This is a genomic window from Bacillus sp. FSL K6-3431 (assembly GCF_038002605.1).
Lineage (GTDB): Bacteria > Bacillota > Bacilli > Bacillales > Bacillaceae_C > Lederbergia.
In genome coordinates this window covers 343354-369257 of record NZ_JBBOCT010000001.1, presented here as the reverse complement: position 1 = coordinate 369257, position 25904 = coordinate 343354, and the positions used below count along the sequence as shown (strand labels likewise).

General features: G+C 36.7%; 24 protein-coding genes and 1 pseudogene. 12 read left to right on the top strand and 13 right to left on the bottom strand.

The features are described 5' to 3' along the window. Positions 1-69: 69 nt before the first annotated feature. Positions 70-654, top strand: a complete 585-nt coding sequence (locus MHB53_RS01785; protein ID WP_340915358.1) for a TetR/AcrR family transcriptional regulator — start codon at positions 70-72, stop codon at positions 652-654. A 311-nt stretch (positions 655-965) separates the two neighbouring features. Further along, positions 966-1154, top strand: a complete 189-nt coding sequence (locus MHB53_RS26180; protein WP_445661388.1) for an Arm DNA-binding domain-containing protein — start codon at positions 966-968, stop codon at positions 1152-1154. Positions 1155-1462: 308 nt separating this feature from the next. Here the strand turns inward: MHB53_RS26180 and rpsI are convergent. The 5 genes and pseudogenes from rpsI to MHB53_RS01760 all read right to left on the bottom strand — a co-directional run. After that, positions 1463-1570: pseudogene (gene rpsI, locus MHB53_RS01780) on the bottom strand (30S ribosomal protein S9); the annotation flags it as partial. A 363-nt stretch (positions 1571-1933) separates the two neighbouring features. Next, complete coding sequence (locus tag MHB53_RS01775) at positions 1934-2863, bottom strand: LCP family glycopolymer transferase (protein WP_340915356.1); 930 nt, start codon at positions 2861-2863, stop codon at positions 1934-1936. Positions 2864-2911: 48 nt separating this feature from the next. Further along, positions 2912-3844: a hypothetical protein gene (locus tag MHB53_RS01770; protein WP_340915354.1), complete on the bottom strand. Its 933-nt coding sequence runs from the start codon at positions 3842-3844 to the stop codon at positions 2912-2914. Beyond that, positions 3834-4409, bottom strand: a complete 576-nt coding sequence (locus MHB53_RS01765) for a sigma-70 family RNA polymerase sigma factor (RefSeq protein WP_340915352.1) — start codon at positions 4407-4409, stop codon at positions 3834-3836. Before MHB53_RS01765 ends, MHB53_RS01770 begins: the two co-directional genes overlap by 11 nt. Before the next feature lie 448 nt (positions 4410-4857). Next, positions 4858-5448: an AAA family ATPase gene (locus MHB53_RS01760; protein ID WP_340915350.1), complete on the bottom strand. Its 591-nt coding sequence runs from the start codon at positions 5446-5448 to the stop codon at positions 4858-4860. Positions 5449-5868: 420 nt separating this feature from the next. On the opposite strand from MHB53_RS01760, the gene MHB53_RS01755 reads away from it, so the two are divergent. Further along, a complete protein-coding gene (locus tag MHB53_RS01755; protein ID WP_340915348.1) occupies positions 5869-7299 on the top strand; it encodes a hypothetical protein in 1431 nt (476 codons plus the stop codon). A gap of 267 nt (positions 7300-7566) precedes the next feature. Here the strand turns inward: MHB53_RS01755 and MHB53_RS01750 are convergent, their stop codons facing one another. The 3 genes from MHB53_RS01750 to MHB53_RS01740 form a co-directional block, all read right to left on the bottom strand. Next, entirely contained in the window at positions 7567-9024 is a 1458-nt protein-coding gene (locus tag MHB53_RS01750) for a DUF4153 domain-containing protein (RefSeq protein ID WP_340915346.1), read from the bottom strand. 67 nt (positions 9025-9091) lie between these two features. Continuing rightward, complete coding sequence (locus MHB53_RS01745) at positions 9092-9730, bottom strand: HAAS signaling domain-containing protein (protein WP_340915345.1); 639 nt, start codon at positions 9728-9730, stop codon at positions 9092-9094. Further along, positions 9711-10058 (bottom strand): PadR family transcriptional regulator, encoded by a 348-nt coding sequence (locus MHB53_RS01740; RefSeq protein ID WP_340915343.1) that lies wholly within the window; start codon positions 10056-10058, stop codon positions 9711-9713. Before MHB53_RS01740 ends, MHB53_RS01745 begins: the two co-directional genes overlap by 20 nt. A gap of 196 nt (positions 10059-10254) precedes the next feature. On the opposite strand from MHB53_RS01740, the gene MHB53_RS01735 reads away from it, so the two are divergent. Both MHB53_RS01735 and MHB53_RS01730 read left to right on the top strand, forming a co-directional pair. Then, the gene (locus MHB53_RS01735) at positions 10255-11850 is read left to right on the top strand and encodes an acetolactate synthase large subunit (protein ID WP_340915342.1); all 1596 of its coding nucleotides are present in this window, start codon (positions 10255-10257) and stop codon (positions 11848-11850) included. Positions 11851-11912: 62 nt separating this feature from the next. Further along, positions 11913-13232: a PQQ-dependent sugar dehydrogenase gene (locus MHB53_RS01730; protein WP_340915340.1), complete on the top strand. Its 1320-nt coding sequence runs from the start codon at positions 11913-11915 to the stop codon at positions 13230-13232. Here the strand turns inward: MHB53_RS01730 and MHB53_RS01725 are convergent. From MHB53_RS01725 to MHB53_RS01710, 4 genes are all read right to left on the bottom strand, one after another. After that, a complete protein-coding gene (locus MHB53_RS01725; RefSeq protein ID WP_445661387.1) occupies positions 13219-13782 on the bottom strand; it encodes a hypothetical protein in 564 nt (187 codons plus the stop codon). The genes MHB53_RS01730 and MHB53_RS01725 overlap by 14 nt on opposite strands. A gap of 252 nt (positions 13783-14034) precedes the next feature. Next, positions 14035-14982 carry a replicative DNA helicase gene (locus MHB53_RS01720; RefSeq protein WP_340915339.1) on the bottom strand — a complete coding sequence of 316 codons (948 nt, stop codon included), beginning with the start codon at positions 14980-14982 and terminating at the stop codon, positions 14035-14037. A 93-nt stretch (positions 14983-15075) separates the two neighbouring features. Continuing rightward, entirely contained in the window at positions 15076-15438 is a 363-nt protein-coding gene (locus tag MHB53_RS01715) for a hypothetical protein (RefSeq protein ID WP_340915337.1), read from the bottom strand. A gap of 281 nt (positions 15439-15719) precedes the next feature. Then, positions 15720-15929, bottom strand: a complete 210-nt coding sequence (locus MHB53_RS01710) for a hypothetical protein (protein WP_340915335.1) — start codon at positions 15927-15929, stop codon at positions 15720-15722. A gap of 202 nt (positions 15930-16131) precedes the next feature. Between MHB53_RS01710 and MHB53_RS01705 the strand changes: the two genes are divergently transcribed. Next, positions 16132-16866: a hypothetical protein gene (locus MHB53_RS01705; RefSeq protein ID WP_340915333.1), complete on the top strand. Its 735-nt coding sequence runs from the start codon at positions 16132-16134 to the stop codon at positions 16864-16866. 377 nt (positions 16867-17243) lie between these two features. Here MHB53_RS01705 and MHB53_RS01700 read toward each other — a convergent pair whose 3' ends face one another. Continuing rightward, complete coding sequence (locus MHB53_RS01700) at positions 17244-18206, bottom strand: polysaccharide deacetylase family protein (RefSeq protein WP_340915331.1); 963 nt, start codon at positions 18204-18206, stop codon at positions 17244-17246. A gap of 396 nt (positions 18207-18602) precedes the next feature. Here MHB53_RS01700 and MHB53_RS01695 point away from each other — a divergent pair, with 396 nt between their 5' ends. The 6 genes from MHB53_RS01695 (at position 18603) to MHB53_RS01670 (ending at position 25868) form a co-directional block, all read left to right on the top strand. Next, complete coding sequence (locus MHB53_RS01695; protein ID WP_340915329.1) at positions 18603-18779, top strand: hypothetical protein; 177 nt, start codon at positions 18603-18605, stop codon at positions 18777-18779. A 124-nt stretch (positions 18780-18903) separates the two neighbouring features. Beyond that, positions 18904-19227 carry a hypothetical protein gene (locus tag MHB53_RS01690; RefSeq protein ID WP_340915328.1) on the top strand — a complete coding sequence of 108 codons (324 nt, stop codon included), beginning with the start codon at positions 18904-18906 and terminating at the stop codon, positions 19225-19227. 1253 nt (positions 19228-20480) lie between these two features. Next, positions 20481-22073: a spore germination protein gene (locus tag MHB53_RS01685; protein ID WP_340915326.1), complete on the top strand. Its 1593-nt coding sequence runs from the start codon at positions 20481-20483 to the stop codon at positions 22071-22073. Between the two features lie 203 nt (positions 22074-22276). Then, positions 22277-22510 (top strand): hypothetical protein, encoded by a 234-nt coding sequence (locus tag MHB53_RS01680; RefSeq protein ID WP_340915324.1) that lies wholly within the window; start codon positions 22277-22279, stop codon positions 22508-22510. Between the two features lie 463 nt (positions 22511-22973). Continuing rightward, positions 22974-24173 (top strand): Ger(x)C family spore germination protein, encoded by a 1200-nt coding sequence (locus MHB53_RS01675; protein WP_340915322.1) that lies wholly within the window; start codon positions 22974-22976, stop codon positions 24171-24173. 606 nt (positions 24174-24779) lie between these two features. Beyond that, positions 24780-25868 (top strand): GerAB/ArcD/ProY family transporter, encoded by a 1089-nt coding sequence (locus MHB53_RS01670; RefSeq protein WP_340915321.1) that lies wholly within the window; start codon positions 24780-24782, stop codon positions 25866-25868. The last annotated feature ends 36 nt before the right edge of the window (positions 25869-25904 follow it).

Below are 25904 nucleotides of genomic sequence, written 5' to 3'. Positions count from 1 at the left end.
AACAAAATAAAACATTTATTGTTTAAACAACATATTGATAAAAATGTCTAAAAAATAGGAGCAAATTTTATGGAAAAGCAAATTGACCCACGTATACTTCGCACCCGTAAGCTCATTATGGATGCATTTATCGAGTTATCAATGAAAAGGGATTTTAAAGACATCACCATTAAAGATATTACGACTGCCGCAACGGTTAATCGTGCAACCTTTTATTCTCATTTCATGGACAAATATGACTTACTTGAAAAGGTGTTAAGTGAAAGTGTAATGAGGGAAATCATACAAGAGGTAAGTACACATGAGGTAATTAACGAAGAGACCATTAAAGCTATTTTCTTATCAATCATTAAGTTCCTAACTTCAATCAGCAACCAATGTCAGCGAAGTTACGAGGCATTTACACCTAAAATAGAAACGATTTTTAAAGAGGAACTTCAAGCCTTTTTTTCAGAATGGGCACAAAAGCAATGGTCCAGCCAAAACAAAATGGAAATAGAGGCTTTTGCGGTGATGCTTAGCTGGGCACTTTATGGAGCTGCGGTGCATTGGATGCAAAATCAAACGGCACATCCAGAAGATTACGTAAAGCAATTATTGCCTTTGATAAAAAATAGAATAAATATTAATAAAGAAAATGTTAATTTAATATAGATTTAAAACTAACACATCAATTAAATTTTTCCTCTTTCTAAGCAAGTACAATTTTTACGCGCTGCTGTATACAGATAAGATCACGTTCCAGCTGGTTACACCCGCCAATACCCTAATTTAGAATTGGCTATAATGATTATCATTCGATAAATTACTAGATTTCTCATAGTATCACCTATTTATTGTTCATATTGTTGGAAGTTATCCTCAATTTGTTGGAAAGTAGTTGGGTGGGCTAGTATTTTTCGCTGAAAATATGCAAAATACTTTTCATTTCTTATTATTATCATTCATAAAGTAGTTTTGTAATATTGGCTTCATACAAAAAGTATCAATCAAAATCAGGCATACATTGGCTTGTACAAGTTAGTTTAGGAAAAGATCCAATGAGTGGAAAATATAAGAGTACTACTCGAAGGGGCTTCAAAACAAAGAAAGAGGCGGAAGCAGCCGCAAGAGGAATTCTCACGCAACATTTTCGTCTAAGATTAATCATTTAGAGAATACAGCAATCAGTTGGATCTACTATTTCGTTATGCTATTAAGAAAGAAAAAGATAATCGTTAAAAACCCGATGAATGACGTCATATATCTAATACTTATCTGACGGAAAAAAGTGACAAGCATTTAAATCATTTGCTAATTGAATATTTAAAATCAACAAATAGTCATCCCAAAAAGATACGATAGTGAATGCAATTAAAATAATTCCAGTCACTTTCCATTCATTGTACTTTTTTTAAAGAAAAAGCCTGCTTGGAATCGAGTTCCAAACAGGCTTAAACCCAATGGTATCAAGGGGTTTAAGCCTGTTTGAGAACTGTGGTGCACGGCGAGCGCCTTTGAGACCGTACTTCTTACGCTCTTTCATGCGATACTCCATTGTTAGGTTTACTTCAAATCCTTTTGCTTTGAGCTCATTAAAAATAACCTCTTTATTCCAAAATTTTTTGAAATCTTCATACATAGCATTAGGAAAATATTGATATACCCTCCATTTATGCATCTCGTGAATAGCAATATTATGTAATTTGTACATACCGCCTTTTTTTAGCACCCGGTAATTTCATCTTGTATTGAAGTCGTCTTCCAGTAATGGATACCTTATTATTATCGCTCTAGTTTTCATTTTTAAAAGGATACTTCCCTTTTAATAAATGAAGCGAGAGACCCAGTAGCAGATTGAAGAGTGGTTTAATTTTACAACTTTAGCAACAGGCATTTCAATCATCCGTAATTGTTTGTACATATGAATTCTTGAAATCTTAGAAAATGAACTCTACATTAATAAAAGATGCTTTTTTAACATTATTTGAAATTCACTTAACTCCTCTTCGTCAGGAAAGTAATACCAATACTTGCCGATATATCCTCCGTCACCGTTCTGAAATTGAAACTGTTCGATATTTTTTTCTAAACCTTTATATTGCTGTTGAATGCCAACCATTTCTTTAAATGTTAGGTTCGTCTTTATGTTTTCTCCTAAAGCGTTAAATACACCATCATACTTCAATAGTGAAGATATACTAGAACCTTCATTGAGAATTGCCTGGATTATTTGCTTCTGTCTAATTTGTCGTCCAAAGTCACCACGAGGATCTTCATACCTAATTCGCGAGAAAACAAGTGCTTCCTTCCCGTTCAATTTAATTTCTCCTTTTGGGAAGTTGTATTTTTTGTAAGATAAATCCATATCATTTATGATTGTAACCCCATTGAGAGCATCAATTATATTTTTAAATCCATCCAGATTTACTTTAATATAATAATCAATCGGTATATCTAAAAAATGTTCAACCGTAGCAATGGTCATATTTATTCCGCCACGAGTATAGGCATGATTCATTTTTTCCGTTGTTCCGTTCCCGACAATCTCCGTTCTCGTATCTCGTGGAACGCTTAACATTTTAACCGTTTCTTCTTTTGGATTAACCGTCATGACGATAATTGTATCAGGTCTTCCAATGTCGTTCGCCCTTTCATCTACCCCTAATAACAACACAGAAAAAGGGTCCTGCTTTTGTATTGAAATATCATTTTCTCTTTTCTCTGACTTTTCAACTGGCTGATGCATCGTGTCTAAAGCTGAAGAAAAGGATCGGTATATACTAATTCCATAAACCCCTATCCCTAATATGAATATAAATAAAATGCTAAGTAGAACACGTCGAAACTTCTTCTTCTTTTTATTCCTTATTTCTATTCTCATAGTATTTCTCCATTATCAAATATTTAGATAGAATCCTATTTACCTATCTTAGTTTAATAGGGATAACATGATTTTCTCTAGTTCTTCCTTATTTAAGATGTCATCAATAATCACAATTTGCTTTGCAGGTATTCCTTCCTTAGCTGGAATGATCATTTTCATTCCTTTTACATTACTATCACTATATTTTCCAAAAATAACTTGGTTGCCATGAAGCTGATATTGCTCAATGATATCAAACCTAATCTCGAATGGATCTCTGCTATTATTTAGCAATTCGGACTGATGAATGCTATATCCAAATTCTCCATTCTTATACATAGAAATAATAATTGGTTTCGGATTTTTGATCGTAATGTCAGGTGAAATTTCTTCTTTCAGAAACGAAAAACCTTCTGATGTATAGGTTGGAGATTGAATCGTATAACCCATGATCTTTTGCGCTTCTTCTTTTGTATAAATAAAATGAGTCATTATTTTGTCCCAGTATTGTGAATGTTGTTCATCGTTAAACTGTAGTTTTTTCTTATCTTCGGGATTTAAACGGTCTAAATCAACAGGTCTTATATGACCTTGAATTTTGGCTTTCTTGAATAATAGAATCCGTTCACTTTCCAAATCCAAATAATGATTAAATTCTTCTTTAGTTAAATATTTCTCAGCAGCCTCCATTACATGTAAGCGTTCCTCATATCCTTCTTTAGTTATATTCCACTCTTCGTTTGCTTTATCCGGTGTACCAATTGTTTTTTCTAAAAAAGATGGAATAACTGTCGTTCCTGCAAACACTCCTGTCGGTATAAGAAATGTTGCAGCAATCACTCCTGTTATTAGACGTTTTTTCATCCGGGTCTGTACTTTTGTATTTCTTTGAATGTACTTATCAAATGAAGTGGCAACTTGTTTATTTAGATGCTCTGGAGGACGTATAGATGAAGCTTCTTTTTTTAGATCCTCTCGTAATTGTTGTTCAACATCCATTTATTTCACCAACTTCTATGATTTTTGCATGCTCTAGTTTATTTCGCAGCTTTTTTAAAGCTGTATGTAATCGTGATTTCACAGTACCAATAGGAATATTTAGAAGAATAGAAATGGCATCTAAACTATAATCATGGTAGTATCTCAAAATGATAATCTCTCGATGTTTATTGGAAAGCGCAACTACATATTGCATTAATTCACTTTGCATCTCTTTATGTAAAATCCTTTCCTCATCTATGTAGGATGATTCTTGTCTAAATGCCTTTTTACGTTCCAAGATCCGGAAGCGCCGCCATGCTTTACGTCGCCAATCTTGTGTTTGGCGGACAATGAGACCATGCAACCAAAAACGAAAGGATCTATTGGTGTCATATTTACTGATTGATTTCCACATTGCGATGTACACTTCGTTTACAACATCGTCTATATCTTGTTTATCAATAATTAGAAAACCTACTGTTCGGTAAACGTCTTCACAGGTAGCTTTATATAAAGATTGAAAAGATTCCTTATCACCAACAAGAATCCCTTCAATCCATTCCTTTATTTGGTCTTCTTTCATTTCTAAGGTCCTCCTCTGCAAAACACCTCTCACTATTACATTCGCTCTTTCAATGAAAAAGGTTCAAATGATTTATAAAATACCATGTTTATTATAAACTTTTAAGTTTTTTCATTCTTATGAATGATGTGTCTCCTGCTTATTGCATGGGGAAGCACGTCTTTGTCTTTAAAGAGTTTTCATTTTAGGTCAGAGACCCTCTATCTAAAAATTGCGTATTTCAGCATGTCTAAGGTCGAAATATACTACTGTTGGAATACCGAGAAGTGCATAAGAAAAGACCCCATGATGAAGAGGTCTCGATTTAAATAGTATTGAACCAAATCAATGAACTGATTAGTCATTTCTTTCTGGGATCATACGGTTTTGCTGTTTGCTATATCTAATGTGAAATGGAGGACCGCCTTATGTTTATCCATTTCATCCCTATCTCGAACAATTATGATCTTTATTGTTCGAGGAAAGTAACAATTTGCTTAACTTTAACTTCGGTTAATTCACCTGAGTTATCAAATACCATCACGTCTTTTTCTGGTATACCCCAGGCAACGTTTGGAAGCTTAGCTAAGCTTTTTTCATACCCGTCCCAATTCTCAAGTTTCCATTTGTCCCGGTCCATAGCACCGCGTTTGATAATGCGTTCTTTTTGTAACTGAGTATCTGTTAAGGTTACAAATATAATTTTAACTGTAACTTCGTCTCTTGAAAGCTCAAACTCTGCCAATTTCTTATCCAGCCAATCTTTCGTTTCAATTTCTTTCGTGAAAGGACCAATCAAAATGGAGTCTAGCCCATGCTGAGCATTTTCCATTGCTACATCCATCGTCACATCATACTCCAGGTCGCGGCAATGCTCCTTGTAATATTTAGAGTCTCTGTCACTCGGGTCATGCCCTGTTGCTTTTAAAAATTGCTCACTAAATTTTCCTCCAACCGTATCTTTATCTAGATAAACAGCAGGAATATACTTATGTATGTAACTTGAAACAGTGCTTTTGCCTGTTCCGGCAACTCCACTAACAAAGATAATTTTTGGCATCAGTCTTCTCCCTAATTAATATATAATTGATTTTTTCCGTCGACAACTATTCCTATGTACAAGTATTTTAACATGAAAATCCGCAGGAACGGTACTGTTCATTCGTTCACATTACCTTGTTTATACGCAATGTCTTCGATATAGAAACCAGCAATTTTCTTAACTTCTTTTCAAATACTATAACATCAACATCTTGCTTCTTCAAGAGATTTCCAGTCCTATGAGCATTCAAGGAATAGGGTATCTATTCGATATATGAAGTTCTAGTTCCACAACTGTGGCTCAGTTAGGCACCTACAATACCTAATAGCCCCTGTCTCCCATTCTCTACTCCACCTTTTCACCAAAGCCTAATTAAGCGCATAACCTAGTTTACGAGTTATTTTCGCTTCCATTTCCTTTTAAGGGGGTTAAATTTAGATGGAATTAACAGCAGCTCACTGGATATATTTTGCTGGAACAGTGATTATTATAGTAACCATGCTGTTTCGCCAAAATATCGTTGTACCTTCCATTTTAGTGACATTTTTGGTTGGGTGGATTTTTACTGGCTCTTTTACAGCTGGTTTACAGACCATATTCAACAGTAGTTTAATTGCAGCAGGCGAGTTATTCAGTATCTTTCTTATCATCGCAATCATGACGGCTTTATTGCATTCACTGAAAGCATTAGGTTCAGATGAACAAATGATCATTCCTTTTCAGCGAGTGATGAAGAATGGGCATATATCTTTCTGGGTGATTATTTTTGTCACATATGGGATTTCCCTGTTCTTTTGGCCAACGCCAGCCGTTCCATTAGTTGGTGCCCTTCTTATCCCTGTAGCTGTTCGTGCTGGGCTTCCACCAATTGGTGCTGCAATCGCCATTTCATTTGCGGGCCAAGGAATGGCACTATCTTCCGATTATATCATTCAAATCGCTCCAACCTTAACCGCAACCGCAGCAGCTGTTAATGTTGGTCCAGTCGCAGATCGTGCCTTTGTTTTGTCTTTAATTACAGGGATTACAGCAATTGTCATTGCTTACCTTTTTATCAGAAAACATATTTTGCAACCTTCTAATCAACATCTTCAAACATGGGAAAATAGTAGTGATAACACAGTAAGAAACGAAGAGAATGTCGGAAATGAACCTCCTACGAAAAGGAAGTATGGTCTCTTCTTTGCGATACTTGTCCCTGTCACATTTTTAGTGATTATTATCTACATGGTTTTGGCAAAGTTTTCTGAGCTGATGCCTACAATCGAAGGTGGCACTGGGGCAGCTTTAATTGGCGGCACTTCATTTATTCTTCTTATTGCAGCTTCCTCCTTTAAAAATATACGCTCTTCTCTAAATACTGTTAGTGACAATATCGTAATAGGATTTTTATTCGCCTTTAAAGCAATGGGGCCAGTCATTCCAATCGCAGGATTTTTCTTTATTGGCAGTGGAGAATTAGCAGAAAAAATATTTGGCACAAACGCAGAGGAAACACCTTCTTTCTTATTTGATTTAGTCGTTGCTGGTCAGCAATTCATACCGGAAAGTGCCTTTATTGCAGGCTTTGGCATTCTTCTAGTTGGAATGATAACTGGTTTGGATGGTTCTGGTTTTTCAGGTCTGCCTCTAGTTGGCTCATTATCTGGAGCATTAGGTGATAGTGTTGGAGTGGATGTGGAAACGCTCGCTGCTATTGGCCAAATGGGTGCTATATGGGTAGGCGGCGGAACATTAATTGCCTGGTCTTCCCTTGTAGCCATTGCTGGTTTTGCAAAGGTCCCTATTATGGAACTCGTACGAAAGAGCATCGTCCCAGTTTTCATAGGACTCATTGTTTCTACGACCATTGGATTGTGGATTTTCTAGAGAAGCAAGGGGACGGTTCCCTTGCTTCTCTAGCTTGTCAAAGTTAAGCAGGACTAGGATTTAATCAGACATAATGGTCTCACAGTCCAACATTTGTGCATGTTTTTAGATCTTTAGAGGGAGGAAAGATTAGTATATTTTTTCTTCAAATCAAGGACTATCCACGGGTACCTGCCTTGGCACACTGGGGGGACAGGCACCCGTTTTACTGCCCGAAAAATATTTTTCTGTTTTTTTGAAATAATTTCAGCAAAATTCCTTCCTATATTACAAATCCAATTCCCCCAGCTTTATATACGCCTTATTCTTTGTAAGATTATACGACTGCCATGCATCGTTTTTTAGATACTCTCTCTCTGTTTTACGTTGTTTTAGCAACTTTTCCAATCCTGGAACATTTGGATTCTGTTCATAAATCTCGATGAGACCCAAGATTCCGCTTGATGATAGGTTGCTTAAATAATTAGTGTCAATTTTTCCTGTCGTCTCAAAGCGGTCTATATTTCGGTCAATAACAAAACTATCAAGGTTTACTATATTAATGCCTGCGTAATAGATGAGAGATGTGATGAAATAAAAGTGAAACAAGGAAAGCTTTTCAAGCCAGATTTTAACGAAGGTATAGGCAAGAATCACCATCAGAAAAATCATGAAAGAATGAGCGAGTACCCTTGTAAATGTAAAGCCATATGCATCCTCATACATCGTCAATCTCATGAAGGCTGATATAAGAATAACCCCACTTGATAAGACAAGTACAGTCAATGCGATACGAATGGTCCTTTTTAATAATCCTAGGATACTTTTCGTGAATTGAATAATCGCGGTGATAACGGTCAGATTAATCAGTGTAACAAAGATTAGTTCAAAAAAACCGCGTCGTGCATATTCTGCGTACGTGTAGCTCTCATCAAGCGCGCCATTAAAAAAATACTTGAATTGAATAGCGACAAATAAAACATAAACCAAATCTAGAAGGAGCAGCATAGTAATTGTAACGATTCCATCAGCTGTAATTGGCTTAACGGTATCTTCCCTTTTGATGATATAGTTATTTTTTTGTAAAAGAATTTGCATAAATCCAAAGAAACTACATGTATAAATAAGTATGACAGCAATACGGAAGACCAAGTCACTTCTCACGCTAATTAAATTCGGGATATTACCTAACAGCTTTTCAAATTGAGCATCGGCTGAAGTCAACAGACTCAAAATAATAAACAAAACGGGTAATGAAAAAGCGATTCCAATCAGGATCTTTTTCCAAACTTTATAATGATCTTCATTGCTGCTCCGCTTGAAATTCCCACTAATATGTTTTGTGAATCTAACATTATAACGAATTCCATCAACAAGACGCTGCATAATGTAAAAGATGAAATGCAAACTACTCCATTCTGCTTTTTTCGGTGCCGTTATCAAGGCAAGATGAAAAATGACAAGTGACGGGATGATCAGGATATTCAACGTATAAAAAAGGATACTATCATATAAATAATAGCTTATTGCCAATAGCCATATTGAAATCAATATTAAATATCCAAAACGTTGATGCGAGAACGAAAACGATCGAAACCTATAGAAAAATATTGAGTAAAATACAGCAATGAAAACAATATAGGAAACACCGATCTCATCTCTAAAAAACGCTTCTTCAGCAATAATTCCAACTATTAGGCACAAAAACAAAAACAACCAGTCAACTTTTTTAATTTTCAATTCCATTTTAATCCCTCCAAATATATAGTTATACTATATACATAGATATTCTATGTATATAGGTAAAAAAAGCTCACACAGAAGCCTTTTTCCCCCACCTATAGCTAATGAGACAAACAGGGTATAAAAGAAGCGTGAATAGGATGCAAATAATGATAAAGGTTTTTGTCAACAACGGGTTAAACCACTCATGCGGTATAATCCGAAAAACGGTTAAAACCATTAAGATGATATTTGGTATTAATGCCAATAAGAAGGTTTTTTCCATTAACTTTTTCCCGCTATGTCCAAAGCCTTTCCCTATTTCATAACCAAGCAATGCCCAAAAAAACATATAAATCATTGCTATTAAAATTGGAAAGGACGTCATCTGACTCCATAAGTTTGTAAGCCAGTTCCAATTAAACAAATTATGCGCTAGAGTAAGAGCGGAACCCCCACCAAAAAAGAGGATATTCACCGCGATGAACAGCCATTTCATATTGCTGGGTGTAACGGAAAGCTCTTCTCTCCAAATTGTAGCTATTTCCTCGGGTGTCCCAAATTTTGAATAAATTTGATCCCGTAGCTCAGATTCATCCTCTTGCATGTTAAGATCTACAAGGAGTTCATCAAGATGTGTATTATATTCTTTTAGGATTGATTCTTTCTCCTCATGATTAACGAGACATTGTTCAAGTTCCGCTAAAAATTCATTCTTCAGCCGTTCCATGTTTTTTTCTCCCCATCACTTTGCTCATGACAGAAACAAAATCGTGCCATTCACGGGTTTTCTCCAGTAGCATTTCTTTTCCAGCCTCCGTAATTAAATAATACTTCCTTGCTGGTCCTTTCTCCTGCTCTTGCCAATAGCATTCGATGTATTCCTGCTTTTCTAGCTTATGAAGCGCCGGATACAGCGTTCCTTCCTTAAAAGAAAACCCATTATTAGTACGTTTCTCCAGTTCTTTTACAAGCTCATATCCGTACATATCCCTCTCTTCCAACATTTGCAGCAACAATAGGGATGAACTTCCTTTTACTAATTCACGATCAAACATATTTCCACCTACCTAGAGTTTTTATGTACATAGAAATTCTATATCTCTTTGCATAAAATGTAAAGACTTTTTATTTTTTTTAAAATGCTTATGCCGTTTTTCAAATCCAAAGTTAAGATTGGTATAACATTCATAGTTACTTACACCACAACACATACTAAAGTACAAATAATTTATGAGTATTTAAGGAGGAATTATGAAAGCAGCTGAAGTATTTATACAATGTTTAGAAAATGAAGGTGTCGAATATATTTTTGGCATTCCTGGGAAAGAAACGCTTGATCTAGTTGATGCTATTTCTAAGTCTAAGCAGATCCAATTCATCAATGTTCGGCATGAGCAAGGGGCTGCTTTTATGGCAGATGTGTATGGGCGATTATCTAATCGAGTCGGAGTATGTTCATCAACATTAGGTCCGGGCGCGACGAATTTGGTCACTAGTATCGCTTGCGCAAATTTGGATCATTCACCAGTTGTAGCAATTGTCGGACAAGCAGGTCTTGAGAGACAGCATAAAGAATCACACCAATACATCGATATTATCAAGTTAATGGAGCCCGTATCCAAATGGGCTATAGAAATAAAAGATGCAAACACGATTCCGGAAATCATTCGCAAAGCCTTTCGACTCGCAATCAATGAAAAGCCTGGTTCTGTTGTAATTGAATTACCCGAGAACATCGCCATACAAGCTGCTCCCCCCAAAGCCTCACCTGTTACACAGCTTCCAACGAGTGTCCCGACAACGGAAGCTTTGCAACAAGCCGTTGCGATCATCCATCAATCTAAGCAACCATTCATCATCGTAGGGAATGGTGTTATTAGACAAAGGGCGACAGTGGAACTTCAAACATTCGTTGAACATATTCAAGCACCTGTTACACATAGTTTTATGGCTAAAGGTATATTGCCTAAGGATGACCCACTCAACTATTTTTCGTTTGGCTTTCAAGAAAATGATCAAGTATTACAGGGCATTTCGGAGGCTGATGTATTGATTGTGATTGGCTTTGATTTTGTAGAGAGATTTCCCAAATACTGGAATAAAACAAAGATCCCAATTATACATATCGATGCCCTTCCAGCGGAGGTCGATGAATTCTATCCTGTACAAGTAGAATTAGTTGGAAATATCAGTGAAACGCTCAAAATCATGAACACTATTGATGGTTTAGCTACACCATGGTCTCCATCTGGAAATCTAAAAAAGCAAATAGCGCAATCTTATCAAATAGACTGGAATCATAAGCATCTCCGTTCTTTGCCATTAACAACGGAAAATATATTGCATGTTATTGAAAGGCTTTCATCAGAAAAAACGATTATTATTTCTGATGTCGGTGCACATAAAATTGCGATTGCTCGCACATTTCAAGCTAAGGCACCTAACCGTTTGATTATCTCTAACGGTTTTGCATCGATGGGAATTGCTTTACCTGGTTCGATTGGGGCTAAGTTCGCTTGTCCAAATGATCCTGTGATTTGTATCACTGGGGATGGGGGAGCATTAATGAATATTTCGGAATTAGAGACTGCAAAGCGTTTAGGTCTCTCTTTCGTCATCATCGTCCTCAACGATCATGTATTAAAATTGGAAGAACAAATGATGATGCAAAAGTTTGGAGTAAGCAATGGCGTGACATATGGAAACCCTAATTTTGTTCAATTGGCACATAGCTTTGGAATTAATGGGGTGAGAGCAGAAGATGTGCAGCATTTTGAAGATGTATTGAAAACTGCACTAAATGCTGAAAATAAAATCACGCTTATCGACGTTCCTCTAAATAACTGAATAAGGTCTACCCCCTAAGAATAGTTATGAATATGCCGATTTTTCCTAGGAGGTTGGACAACTTGAGTCATGCTAAATTACTTAAACGAAAAATAAACACTGAAGATATTTCCGTTCCAAATGGGTACAAGATTGACGTTTTTGCTACTGGATTAACGACACCGATTAATATCACATTCACTGACCGCGGTGATATGTTGGTTGGCGATGCCGGAATTACGTCTGGCAGTGGCAAAGTTTACAAACTAACTGTAAAAGGCCCTCTATTATTAGCAAAAGGATTTAATCCACCTCTTACAGGAATTACTTTTTATAATGGAGATATTTTCGTTGCCCACCGAGGATTTATTACGAAAGTAAAGCAAGATGGTACAAAAGAAAATATTCTTGCCGGACTCCCAAGTTTCGGGGACCATCATAATAATCGGGTTATTTTCGGAACTGATGGAAAAATGTATTTTGGTCAAGGGACAGCGACAAATTCCGGGATTGTTGGTGAAGATAATCACTGGGTAGAAAAATATCCATTTTTTCATGACTACCCAGGTGCATTTATTCCATTAGTTGGACGAAATTTTCGAACAAACAATATATTATCTAGCTCACCAGATGACAAAATACAGACAGGCGCTTATGCTCCTTTCGGTATTCCTTCGTTTCACGGTGAGTTTATAAAAGGGATCACGCGGGCAAATGGAAGTATTTTGCGTGCCAATCCAGATGGATCTAATCTTGAATTAATTGCTTGGGGGTTAAGAAATCCATTTCGATTAAGGTTTGATCGCCAAAACCGCTTATTTGCTGGTAACCACGGAATTGATGTTCGTGGTAGTCGCCCGATCGCTCATTCCCCTGATGAATTTCAATGGATTAGATCTGGAATCTGGTATGGTTGGCCGGATTATACAGGAGGAATGCCCGTTACTGATCCTTCTTTTAGAGCAGAAGGAAAATCACAGCCAACTTTTTTACTAGCACAACACCCGATGAAGCCACCAAAACCAGTCACGACATTCGCTCCCCATTCAGCGATTATGGGATTTGACTTTAATATTGACCCTACCTTCGGCCCGGTTGATGAAGCGTATATTGCTGAATTCGGGAGTAATGCACCTACGACAACTGGTGGAAAGCCCGCTCCAAAAGTGGGTCACCGTGTCTCACGAATTAATATTGACTCTGGGAAAATTACGACTTTTGCTATTAATGAATCAGGCCTCTCTGCATCAGCAACAGGAGGCGGTGGTTTAGAAAGACCGATCGATGTCATTTTCGGAAAAAGTAAAGACATGTACATTGCTGATTTCGGTATTACAAACCATAAAGGCTCCTATCCGTTCGAACCGCAATCCGGCGTTATATGGAAAATCACGAAATTGTGACGCTTTTTAATCTTTTAAAACAAGCAACACTTAATTCAACCCACAACCAACTGTAGATACAGGAGAATAAAAAGATCGCTCCTCCAGTTGAAATTGAAAACGTTGATGAAACAGCGGGTCCTAAAACAGGAAATTTAATCAAATATAATAAAGTCATAATCCCCAGCGTTAATACCGTAGCGCCGCCTATAATAATACTTAGCCTTTTTTTGTAAAAATAAAAGGAAATACCGATTCCTAGTCCAAGTAATCCCGTTGTGAATGGAAAAACAAGCAACTCACTTGGTTGAATAATAAGTAGTAAAAGCATAGTTAACATATAGCTAAGTACGCCAAATGGCAAAGATAGAACGGTGCATAAAAGTAGTGGTGCTGTTGCTAACGGGCTAATGAAATATCCGAACCCAGGAAAGAAACCTCCTGCAGATTGAAATATCGCCGCAAAGCAACTGAAATAAGCAATTAACACAAGCTTATTCGTTTTTGAAAGCCGTAAAAAATCGAGATGCATTTTTTCTGCATCATCTGCAATCATCTTGAATAAATACAAACCCTCTCCCCCCATCAAATCTTTTATAGTATATGAATGGAGGGTGATTATTTTTGACTCTTTAAATGAAAACTAATCAGAAACGAAAAGAATTTGTCCGCATAAACGGATCTATTTATTTCTCCCTTAAAAGTTTAAATTTCTAAATTGTTCATTTCACCTACAAACTGGCTAAATAGTTGAATGAAATATTGTTATTATGCTGATCACAGGAAGTGGCCAACCGTCCGCCTTATACAACTAATATTTTAATTATAAAAGAATATTACAACTAGGAACATACATTTCTCCCTCTTTACTTTTGTCCGGGTGTTCTCGCTTTGCTTTCATTAATGCTGCGAGAATATCAGCAACCGTCATTGCTGCATGATCATGAATATTCATCTGCCATGTTGAAAATTCCTCCATTGCTTTATGTACCTGTTGCTTATCATGATAAGAAAACATTTGGAATGGATTTTGCCATTTGGATCCATGGACATTCGATAGGGAACTAAGCATACGCTGGGCTAGCTGCTTTCCGGGCATTTCAAGCGAAAAAAGTTCGACAGCTTCGCCCGAATGACAAATACTTTTAGCCACATTCAAGGCAGATGCTGTTTTCCCCATTGACGGTCTGGCAGCAAGAATAATGAGATCGCCGCCTTGCAGCCCGCCAGTCATCCTATTTAATGTGACAAAACCTGTATCTAATCCGCTCAACTCGCCTTTGTCCTCTTTCATCTCCGCTTTCAGTTCTTTCAGCATTCCTTCTAAGCCAATCGCTTGATTCCGACCAATTTGCTCCATCTCGATATATGTTTGATATAGACGCTCCGCACTAGACTCTGATCGATCATTTAAGAAGGAAGCCGCGGCTTTTACGAGCTGTTGTTTTCTGTATTCTGTAAAAATAATTTCCTCATAATGCGTAATATGTGCAACACTTGGGCAACTTATCGCAAGCTCCGTAATATAAGTTGCTCCGCCAGCATTTTCCATTGATCCACCAAGTCTTGCCGCTATTGTCACCATGTCAATATGAATGTTTTCAGTCGCAAGCTCTCGGCATGCTTGGAAAATAATCCGGTGTCTGGCATGAGAAAAATGTTCCGGCTGTAGAGTAATCACATGGATGGCATCAGGTTCAAGAAAAAGCGCACCAATTACCATTGCTTCCGCATCATAGACGGGATCTTGATTCACAGCGATTGCATACATTTTGCATCGGTCTCCTCTTTCCAGAGGCTAACAAGATTCATAAATTCAGCAGCATTTTTTTTTTCTTTCACTCTTCTTTCTTTCTTACATTCTTTATATTGTTCTGCATTCGTTCTGCGATCGTTCTACAAAAACCTTTTTCTTTCCCCCAGTATGTTCTATTACAGTAAAAATGGTCCCATACTCCGTTTCACGAACGGAAATCAATTTTTTCTTCACAAGAAGGTCTACTGCTCGTTTAATCGTACTTTTTGATACCTTTTTCAGGCCACGCCCTTCTTTATATTGCAAATCTTCAGCAAGCTTGCCATAAGAGCGCAAATATTCCCCTTGTTGAAGCTCTATCCCGCCGATCATCGTGCCTTTCATATATGTAGCATTTGCTATCAACCATATGTACAATCGAAACGTCGTCACATCTTCCCAAGGTCCATTTGTTAAAATAACCCGATCCACCTTAAACCATCCTCTCAATCCAATCCCTCACTTTAAATGAAAATCGGGAAAAAGGACACACGAAATATCCCGGCACATCTATGCTGGGCGGAATATTTATATGTATATTTTTGTATGTAAAATTTTTGCATGCCCTTTCCCTCCCTTACCTTCTTTATAGGTAGTTACGGTGGAAAAGGACACCCTTGCTTACAATAATAAAAAACTTTATTCTATTAGGCTTCTGTAATTTTCTTCAAATGAATCCAAAGAATCCTTCCATCAAGGGATAAACAAATGGTTTACCTTTTTTTCTTTTTATCCACAGTTACTTTATTTTTATTCATATTTTCTAAGATTACTTGCACATGAATATTTCTTTCATCCCTATTAACATTTGATACTTTTCCTTTATGACCTTTTATTCTTAAATCTTCACCCACGGACGGAACATGATGAAGTAGCTGAATTAGTGACAGGTTTTTGTTTTCAAAAAAGTGAACTACAAACATGTTGGCCTCCCCTATTTCATATGGTATGTGTAACACGAAGTATCCCTTCATTTAAAATATATGATTATCGTTAGATTTAGACCTATTTACTAATATAAAAGCTTTGAAAACTTTTATCTTTCAATCTAGTTCCCCCTCCGCATTGTTATTACAGATATTTTATTTTAAAATGAATAGATATATATATTGCGAGGTTATGATGATGTTAGCAATCACTTTTTTAATATTGGTCCTAGTAGGAATAACTGTGATTTTGCTTTTTGGGAAAGGAAATATTAAGAGGCTCATTCCTCCTTTGCTCATTTTATTATTAGGGAATTTCTTGCTTTTGTATGCAAAGTTTGTAGTAGGTGACCCCTTTTTAACGCTAATTCTTCATCTACCCGCAATGTCGCTGCTAGCAATTTCCGTAATATGGTGGATTATTTTATGGGTTAGAAATATGTCAGGGAAAGTTAATAAGAAAAAGATACTTGCAATTATACTTTGCTTAATAATGACATCAGTCATTATATTTATTCCTTCGTTAGATCGGGACGATACATTCAAATTATATCGAGACGATTATTTTGCTGTCTCAGATGCGATTTTTCAAGCGTACGATGATGGTAAGGTATTAGTTGGAGAACAGTTTGCTTCAGAGCCCTATAACACAAGTGATTTAGATAGAATGAATACTATTTTTTCTAATAAGGTTATTAATAAGATGAAAAAATTAAACCGATCTGCTGGAGTATATACTTATATTGCGGCTGATGAAGATGTCATTTATTTTAGTTTTGGTGCTGTTTTCCAATCGGTTAGCGGAATTGCAATATGTAGGAATGATAAGGACCCTTCCACAGATGAAGAGCTGCACTCAAGATTCTTTGATGGGGTTCCGAGGTATACAAATATAGGGGAAGATGGTGTGTATCTGTTTTTCGACGGATTATAAACTGGGAGATATAAGCATTATGGTTAGTTTATTTTTCAAGAAACAGGAGCTTGCTTTAATTCTTAACTATCATACTTTTTCTCTAACTATAATTGCGCAAGGTTATGAACTTTTATTTATCCTTTTATAGGATATCAATTATGCCTCGACGGAATTGCGTCCAGATTTTATCGAGCTCGCTCGATAAACTTCCTCTGAAAATCTGTGAATCTGCCAGAGGCTTTGTTGCACTCCCACTGAACGATGTGAAGCCGCATTCATCTCGCCACTTATAGAAGTGCGAGATGAATGCTGAATGAAGTTAAAAAGTAGTTCCGTTTTGTACATCAAAACGGTACTACTTTTTAACGAGATATTGTGTTATCTTCAACGATGCTTCAATCTTTATTCTGCACCCGTTTTTCACTCATTAGATCACTTACGGTGCCTAGTTGTAGACCTTTTTCTTTAATATCTGAAATCATCGCATCTAGTCCTTCTGCAACAGGTTTTGTTGGATGCATCAGAACCATTGATCCATTTTCTACTTTTGATACGACTCTTCTGACCATTTCTGAAGTTTCAGGTTTTTTCCAGTCAACTGTATCAACCGTCCATAGAATCGTTTTCATATTAAGGTCGTGAGCCACTTGAATGGTAGTCTGATTAAAACTTCCACTTGGCGGTGCAAACCATTTTGTTTTTTTACCAAGGGTTGCTTCAATGATATCGCTCGTCTTTTTTATTTCTTCTAAAGTATCTGCCTTTGATCGCCGTTGAAGATCAGGATGGCTGTAAGCATGGTTGCCAATTTCATGGCCTTCTTTATCAATCATCAAAGCTAGGTCTGGATTCTTTTTCACCCAACTGCCATCAAAAAAGAATGTAGCTTTGACTTGATGGTCATTTAAAGTTTTAAGGATTGTTGGGATGTACTCATTTCCCCAGGCAACATTGATTAAGAGGGATACCATCGGCTTTTGTGGATTGCCTCTATAGATCGGTTGCGGCTCCAAATCTTTCAAATGAACCGTTGGTGATATCTGCCTATAAACCACTTTCTTTATATCAAACTCGCCGCTAGCTTTCATTTTTTTATAACTAGCTTTTAAATTCACTTCTAACCCATTGTAACCTGGTATCGCCTTCCACACGCTGTCTACTTTTGCATCAACTGGCTCTATCTTATGTTGCTCACTATACGTTTTAATTTCCATGTACAGACTATCTTTATTTGTTTTTGAAGAAGCCGAGATTGCATGTATTGCATCAGAATTCTGTGCTAAAGTTGTATGTCCACCTATTGTAAATGCTAAAGCACATCCAAGCAAAAGATGTCCCGTGATGTGTTTCCCCTTCATCTCATCGCTCCCTTTATAAACGTATAGAAATACAGGAAGGTTTTGTATGTACAATTGCTAATTATCATTTGAACATCCCCCAATTATTTTAATGATATTTTAGGTTCCCCTCTCGAGATAAGACTATACTAGGCCTATTCGTATAAGTGACATACACAAAATCCTAGTTATCAAATAAAAGATGGGGATGCAGCGTTCCATGAGAAAGGGACTGAAATTTTTTTCCATCGAAGGGAAGCCAATTTAATAGCGGTAAAAGTTACACATATAATTAACGGTTATGCCTTGTATTTTACAGCAGAAACAAAATATGTCTGGCAATTTGAAAATATGCCGCTGGATAAAGTTGATCGAATAGAAATGTATTAATTATATACACCCGATGGCACAAAACAAATGACCGTATTAAAAAATACGGAAGAAATTCAGCAGTTTCTAGATATTTTAAATGATAGTGAAGAAAATCCAAACTTTCAACTAGACACGGAAAAAGGTGATCCCGATTATTATGAAATGGTCTTTTATACAGATGAGCCTATTGCTGTTTGCTTCCACTGCGTTCAGCCGAACTAATCAAAAGTATTTTCAATAATTTATCTGTTCAATATGCATTTTGACGGGAAAACTTACTATTGGAATCCGTGGGAAACAGCGATTTTATCGAATGAAATCCAAACATTCATCCAAGAAAACTAAGATGAAAGATGGAATAAAGACACCCAATGGAGATATAGTTGGGTCGGTTCCGGAGGAAAAGTTAAAGTATATACTTTATGCGATAGATGAGAAAGGAAAAGTTGAAAGTGATTCTTTTAGCTTTACAGAACGAAATGCAATACAAACAGAATTATTTAACAGTGGTGTAGTTGTTCCATACTCCATTGGATATTATACAAATGACTGGGAAGGCTTTCCTACAATATTCTTTCCTTTGATATTTCCGTTTTTGACCTTTATTATAGGATTGATTTTAACCGTCGTTTATTTCAGAAAAGAACGAACTAGCAATATGATAAATTGAGTTTTATCACTTTTTTCTTTTAAGTTTACATACGCTACCTCACCGTAATATCTATTTAAACCTTTTTCTGCCCTGATAGGATGAGTTTCTAAAATATGTAGTTGCTTTCCATCTAATTCCAGTAATAAGTCAGCAAGTTTCACTTGATTATCCCAAGGGTCTTTATAATCTTTTGTCTCTATTACCGTTTGTATCGCATTTGCTAGTGTTTCATCAGTAGTATTGCGGTAAGTTAATCAAGGTCTAGTTTTTGCATCCGTGAATACGGTATACATTGTAAATATTGCTTAATCCACTTGCCTGTTCTTTCTAAAAGGTTGAGTTGAGCAAATTGAAGGTACTTTAATAGCCAATAGCACTTGATTATTTTAAGCAACGTCAGTTAAGTATGTAACTACACTTGAAGTAACAGGTGCGTTAGTAGAATAAAGTTTAATAAAATCTTTTTTATACAGATATGAATCGATTACATTAAATAAGAGCGTGTTTTGATCAAACTTTTTTTTCAAAACATGCTCTTTATATATGTATTTATAACAAGGTTAAAACGTTCATTTGAATTTTCGTGTGCAAAATAGCACTTAAAATAAGTGCAAATTATCTCCAAAAGTTACACCTCAGTTTGATACGTTAATCTTTTAAATGGTTCACTTACTCGCAGTATTTCATAACCCTTTAATTAGATTATTTGATAAATGAAATGAGTTCAGATCATTTTGGCTTCGTGAAAGCATAGTTAAATAAAGACGTTGGCTACCAACCCATATTTCACCTTATAATGCACGTCTCCACGCCGCCCCTAGAGGCTTTCCCTCTCATTCCTTTGTGTAGCCTATCCAGTAATTCTCGAACTTGATCTTTTAATTGTTTGTTCTTTTCTTCTACTGCCTTTATACGACGTTTTAAGGTTTTTATTGCAACACTTTGTAATTTCACTAGTTTGTTCCCCTATAAGTTAATTTATATATCAGCATACAGGTATTTATTATCACTAACATAATAGTCGAAGTTACAAACTGTGGAGAACTATTTATTTCCTGAATGTATTAAAAATTGGAAGGAAAGCATGATAATAGCGAGGACATGGAACATTTAGATGAAAACCTTAAAAATATGAAAGAACCTTTAGGAACAGTAGTGACTTGCACATTCATGAATCACACAGCATCTATTCTTTTCTCAATAACTTTGAAAGTAATCTTATAAGTCTACCTTCTAAAGAAGAAAAATATTGAGAGGGAGAGATAAAATCTATGAATTTTTTTAAGAAACAAAGAAAAAACAGCGATAACTTCTCCTCAAGTGAAGACGATCAAAATAAGGAATCGAACAAAGACTCAATAAAAACAAGCCTAGAAGGAAACATTCAACATGTAAAGCAACGGATTGGGAATAGCAGCGACATTGTGACTAGAGAAATACAAATTGGCAAAGAGGGAATCATTAAAGCATGTATTTTTTATACGGATGGATTAGTGGACATTAATTCCATTCAGAACTTTATCATGGAATCACTTATGTTAGATATCTATCCGGATCAGGATCTGAATGATATCGACTCAACAAACGTTTTACAGGTATTGAAAGACCGCATCCTTGCGGTTGGAAACATACAGGATGTTACAGAATTCAGTTCTTTAATGACTTCCTTGTTATCAGGGGATGTGATCCTCTTATTAGATGGATATGCACAAGGTTTAACAATCGGTATGCGTGGTGGAAAAGACCGGGGTGTAATGGAATCTACCGCGGAAACCGTCGTTCGGGGACCAAAGGAAGGTTTTACAGAGAACTTGCGTACCAATACAGCGTTAATTCGCCGTAAAATAAAAACATCTCAACTTTGGTTGGAATCGAAAAAAATTGGAAAATTGACCAAAACCGATGTAGCAATCATGTATATTGATGGAATAGTGAATGACAAAATCGTCGAAGAAGTGCACAGGCGTCTGGATCGAATCGATATCGATGGGATCCTAGAAGGTGGCTATATCGAGGAATTAATTCAAGATGCACCGTACAGTCCTTTTCCAACAATCTATTATTCGGAACGACCTGATGTGATTGCCGGTGAGCTTTTGGAAGGGAAAGTTGCCATACTAGTGGATGGAACGCCGTTTGTTCTAGTCGTCCCAGCACTGTTCGTCTCTTTTATACATGCTGCGGAAGATTATTATCAGCGTGCAGACATTAGTACCCTTATTCGTTTATTACGATTTTTATCTCTTTTGATTGCTTTGCTAGGGCCATCCCTATATATTGCCATCACCACGTTTCATCAGGAAATGTTACCGACCCAACTGCTGATCGGTCTAGCTGAACAACGAGAAGGAGTTCCCTTTCCGGCATTCATTGAAGCTCTCATGATGGAAGCAGCGTTTGAAATCTTGCGGGAAGCTAGTTTACGCATGCCAAAAGCTATAGGACAAGCTATATCTATTGTAGGGACACTGGTGATTGGAAGCGCGGCAGTAGAGGCTGGAATCATATCGGCTGCCATGGTAATCGTTGTTGCAATTACGGCGATTTCAAGCTTTGTGTCTCCTGCGTTTGCCATGTCCATGTCGATTCGAATGCTCCGTTTCCCAATGATGGCACTTGCCGCTTCTTTTGGCTTATTCGGGATTATTGTTGGGTTCATTGCACTTATTCTTCATATGTGCAACTTGCGTTCCTTTGGGGTTCCCTATATGAGTCCTTTTGGTCCTTTTATACGTGAAGATATTAAGGATACGTTTATCCGGGCTCCCTGGTGGAGGATGCTCACTCGCCCCCGCTTAATCAGCCAGAAAAACAATAAACGCGAACAAGCTTCGGCACCGAAACCGCCGCGGAATAAAATGTAAGATTGAGTCCAGAGTTATCTGAGATTGGATGAAGGATGAAGTCTTAATCATAGCGATTCTAAGCTTCTAAAAAGCGATAAAAAGGGGTTAGAATAAACAATTCCGTCATTCCGTCTTGCCTGAGAATGTATAAATACAAAGAACTGAAGCCTGGTACCATATCCCATTCTGTTATAAGTAAATAGAGAAAGGAGTAGTCGAAGGTGGTAGCTGTTGCAGGAATCCTTGTCATCGTCGCTGTAATCATCGCTATTGATGTTCCTCCTCTGTTGAGGAAAAATTTAAAAAAGGAACTATGGATATTTTCCATTCTTCTACTATTTGGAACCGCGTTAAGCATTGTCCAAGTCCTGAATATCAAGATTCCCAATCCATTAGATTGGATTGCAGCTATTTATAAACCGCTTTCCGACATGATTGAGAAATTATTAAAGTGAAAATGGAATAGGCAAAAGATGCATAGAGCTGCAAAAATCGGCATGGGATCATTTACGTAACAGACAATCTTTTATAAAATGAACAGTTCCTCTGTCGGGTCAACGGCTATGATTGTTTTTTGTTTAGAAGCATTTATCGTAACATGTATCTACTCCCTTATGTACAAACTTATTTTCCAATTAGGATTCACCTTTTTTACGAACGAGGGCAATGAATCCTACGGGTTAGAGAATAAGGGATCATTATAGTCTTAATAAGATGTTTAGAAAAAGACTATATTTTGGAAACCCGATCATAGATAAGCTGATGATGATCATCCCTAGGTGGGACGTCAAAATGCGGAAGTTCTTTAACTTCAACGTTTGAGCAAGAGCGAAGATGGATCATAAAATGAAATCGTCATTTTAAATTAATTCGTAACAAACCAATATCTGAAATAATTGATCGAAAGGAATTTAACCTATGAAACGGAGCTTTCCAATGCTTATCATGCTGGTTGTATTTCTATTATTCACTACAGGCTGCTGGAATCGTCGTGAATTAAATGAACTTGCTATTACGTTAGCCATTGGGTTAGATAGTACAAGGGATGGACAATATCTTTTAACCGCCCAGGTAGTAAATCCAGGAAATGTAGCTACAAACGGCGGTTCTAGCCATTCACCGGTCATCATCTATCAGGCGACAGGGAAAACCGTATTTGAGGCTTTTCGAAAATTGACAAAGGAATCCCCAAGGAAAATTTATCCTTCACATCTTCGATTACTCGTGATTGGTGAGTCATTAGCAAAAGAAGGGATTCGAAAACCATTAGATCTTCTCTCAAGGGACTGGGAACTGCGAACTGATTTTTATGTCGTCGTTGCTAAGGAAATGGACGCAAAAGAGATCTTGAAGGTGCCCACACCTTTAGAAAAAATACCCGCCAATAATTTTTTTAATAGCCTGAAAGTCTCAGCAGAATCATGGTCAGTTACAAGTACCGTTACATTAGATGAATTGATCGCGGATATGGTAAGTGATGGAAAACAGCCAGTGTTAAGCGGAATCCAAGCAGATATAAAAGGTGATGAAAAAACTTCTTTGAGCACACAGAATCTAGAAATAATTGATTCCCCTGCGCGTGTAAAGTTTAATAACTTAGCTGCATTCAAAAAAGATAAATTAGTCGGTTGGCTAAATGAGACCGAAAGCCAAGCTTATAACAATATTACAAACAATGTGAAAGGTACGATTGTAAACGTATCCTGTCCGAAAGGAGGAAAAGCGGCGATACAGATTACTCATGGCAAATCTGATATAAAAGGAAAGATCAAGAATGGAAAACCGAAAGTAGATGTACATATCCATGCAGAAGGAAATGTTGGGGAGGTAGAATGTCATATTGATCTAACGAAACCGGAATCCATTAATCAATTAGAGAAGGCCTATGAAAAGAAAGTAATACAACAAATAAAAGATGCTATACAAAGTGTGCAAGAAGACGAGAAAGTGGACATTTTCGGATTTGGAGAAGCCATCCATCGGGCCGACCCGAAAGCTTGGAAACAATTAAAAAAAGATTGGGATAAAGAATTTCAGGACTTGTCAGTAGATATCAATTATGACATACAGATTCGACGCGTAGGTACGGTTGGTAACTCATTTCCGGAAAAATATTAAAGTAATTTCCAGGGTTTATAAAAAGGAATGGGGGTTACATTTATTGTTTCCAATCGCTCTCAACTAACGAGCAATTCTAATGCCCCTTATCCATCTTGATGCATTAGAACGCACAAAGGATATATTTAAACTGCAAGTATATGGATGTCTCACATCCTTGTTCAGGGGGAGTATTCTGGGACACAAGGATTTACCAGTCCCTTGCAACAAGTTGTTTTCATTTTATAGGCACTCTAGCAGCAAACCCCTTAATAGTGTTTATTTCGCTAATTCTTTAGGAATTATATTGAAGGAATAGATTGGTAATACTTAGATTAACCAATCAAGGGGGAAAAGATAGTGTTCAAGGCTATTACGAAATCAATGTACATTTATTATGGATCGTTATCACTCTTTACGCTTAGTGTGGTATATACGCGTAACCTTTATGATGTAGAGGTTTTTAGAACTCCTATTAATGTCCTCTGGATCATTGGAATATCATTTCTGAATGCAATGAGGATACAACTGTACAACTTTTGAAAAGGGTTTTTTTATAGAAAGAATAATTGGTTCTAACTTGTATCAACTAAATCATAAAAAAAGAAGACAAGGAAGGCTTCTATTGTGAAAAACGTTAAAATAAGTCCACGTCAATTTGGAATCCTAGTTATTTTTTATTCTATTGGTACTGCTATCTTAATCACTCCGTCAGAACTTGCTACTATTGCAAAACAAGACGCTTGGATTGCATCGATACTTGGAGTTGGATTAGCCTTATTGCTTGTTATGTTATACACTACTTTGGGGAATCGTTTTATGGATAAAACTTTTGTTGAAATCAATGAAATACTTCTTGGGAAATGGTTAGGTAAGCTCGTTTCTCTTACGTTTGTTTTTTTTTCATTGATAGGTGCAGCAATATTATTAATTATAATGGGGTATTTCGTGACTACGCAAATTATGCCCGTAACACCAATTGCAGCGATCCATATTCTTTTTGTAACTATTGTAGTGATGGCGGTTCGTCTTGGAATTGAAACGACGGCTCGTGCCGCTGAAATTTTGTTTCCTTTGTTCGTCTTACTATTTATTATGTTTGCGGTTCTTATTTCCCCCCAAATCGATTTTCAAAAACTACAACCCGTATTGGAAACGGGAATAAAACCCATTATTCATGCTACCATATCCTTTACAAGTATTATTTCTCTATCTCCAATTATTTTGTTAATGATTTTTCCTGTTTCTGTGAATCAGCCGAAACAAGCTCAAAAGGCCTTTTTCATAGGAACTTTCTTTGGTGGAATCTTTTTGATCATCACTATCGCTTTGACTATTTTGGTTTTGGGTGTTGATCAAACAGAGAGACACATATATCCTAGCTACGCGGTAGCTAAAAAAATAAATGTTGGTAATTTTCTACAACGTATCGAAGCAATCATGGCGATCATGTGGATTATAACGATCTATTTTAGGTTGGTAATGTATTTTTACGTAACAGTTTTAGGACTATCACAAATATTGAATTTAAAAGATTACCGGCCACTTACGCTACCTTTAGGAATCATCTTGGTTGTGCTTTCCCTAATCATATATCCGAATATCATATATGCCGCAAAATGGACTAAAGAAACCTGGTTGCCGTATGCCTCAACCTACGGACTTGTTTTACCTGTGTTGTTGTTAGTAGTGGCTAAACTCCGAAAAAGGCCCTGAGACCAAACTGATCAAAACCTTTGTGGAAGATTTCAA

Excerpts from the sequence above, each read along its gene's own strand:
- MHB53_RS01760 (WP_340915350.1), bottom strand. The coding sequence starts at position 5,448 with ATGCCAAAAATTATCTTTGTTAGTGGAGTTGCCGGAACAGGCAAAAGC.
- MHB53_RS01735 (WP_340915342.1), top strand. The coding sequence starts at position 10,255 with ATGAAAGCAGCTGAAGTATTTATACAATGTTTAGAAAATGAAGGTGTC.
- MHB53_RS01740 (WP_340915343.1), bottom strand. The coding sequence starts at position 10,058 with ATGTTTGATCGTGAATTAGTAAAAGGAAGTTCATCCCTATTGTTGCTG.
- MHB53_RS01775 (WP_340915356.1), bottom strand. The coding sequence starts at position 2,863 with ATGAGAATAGAAATAAGGAATAAAAAGAAGAAGAAGTTTCGACGTGTT.
- MHB53_RS01690 (WP_340915328.1), top strand. The coding sequence starts at position 18,904 with ATGAAAGATGGAATAAAGACACCCAATGGAGATATAGTTGGGTCGGTT.
- MHB53_RS01765 (WP_340915352.1), bottom strand. The coding sequence starts at position 4,409 with ATGAAAGAAGACCAAATAAAGGAATGGATTGAAGGGATTCTTGTTGGT.
- MHB53_RS01745 (WP_340915345.1), bottom strand. The coding sequence starts at position 9,730 with ATGGAACGGCTGAAGAATGAATTTTTAGCGGAACTTGAACAATGTCTC.
- MHB53_RS01685 (WP_340915326.1), top strand. The coding sequence starts at position 20,481 with ATGAATTTTTTTAAGAAACAAAGAAAAAACAGCGATAACTTCTCCTCA.
- MHB53_RS01755 (WP_340915348.1), top strand. The coding sequence starts at position 5,869 with ATGGAATTAACAGCAGCTCACTGGATATATTTTGCTGGAACAGTGATT.
- MHB53_RS01700 (WP_340915331.1), bottom strand. The coding sequence starts at position 18,206 with ATGAAGGGGAAACACATCACGGGACATCTTTTGCTTGGATGTGCTTTA.
- MHB53_RS01675 (WP_340915322.1), top strand. The coding sequence starts at position 22,974 with ATGAAACGGAGCTTTCCAATGCTTATCATGCTGGTTGTATTTCTATTA.
- MHB53_RS01720 (WP_340915339.1), bottom strand. The coding sequence starts at position 14,982 with ATGTATGCAATCGCTGTGAATCAAGATCCCGTCTATGATGCGGAAGCA.
- MHB53_RS01785 (WP_340915358.1), top strand. The coding sequence starts at position 70 with ATGGAAAAGCAAATTGACCCACGTATACTTCGCACCCGTAAGCTCATT.
- MHB53_RS01750 (WP_340915346.1), bottom strand. The coding sequence starts at position 9,024 with ATGGAATTGAAAATTAAAAAAGTTGACTGGTTGTTTTTGTTTTTGTGC.
- MHB53_RS01770 (WP_340915354.1), bottom strand. The coding sequence starts at position 3,844 with ATGGATGTTGAACAACAATTACGAGAGGATCTAAAAAAAGAAGCTTCA.
- MHB53_RS01710 (WP_340915335.1), bottom strand. The coding sequence starts at position 15,929 with ATGTTTGTAGTTCACTTTTTTGAAAACAAAAACCTGTCACTAATTCAG.
- MHB53_RS01705 (WP_340915333.1), top strand. The coding sequence starts at position 16,132 with ATGTTAGCAATCACTTTTTTAATATTGGTCCTAGTAGGAATAACTGTG.
- MHB53_RS01695 (WP_340915329.1), top strand. The coding sequence starts at position 18,603 with ATGACCGTATTAAAAAATACGGAAGAAATTCAGCAGTTTCTAGATATT.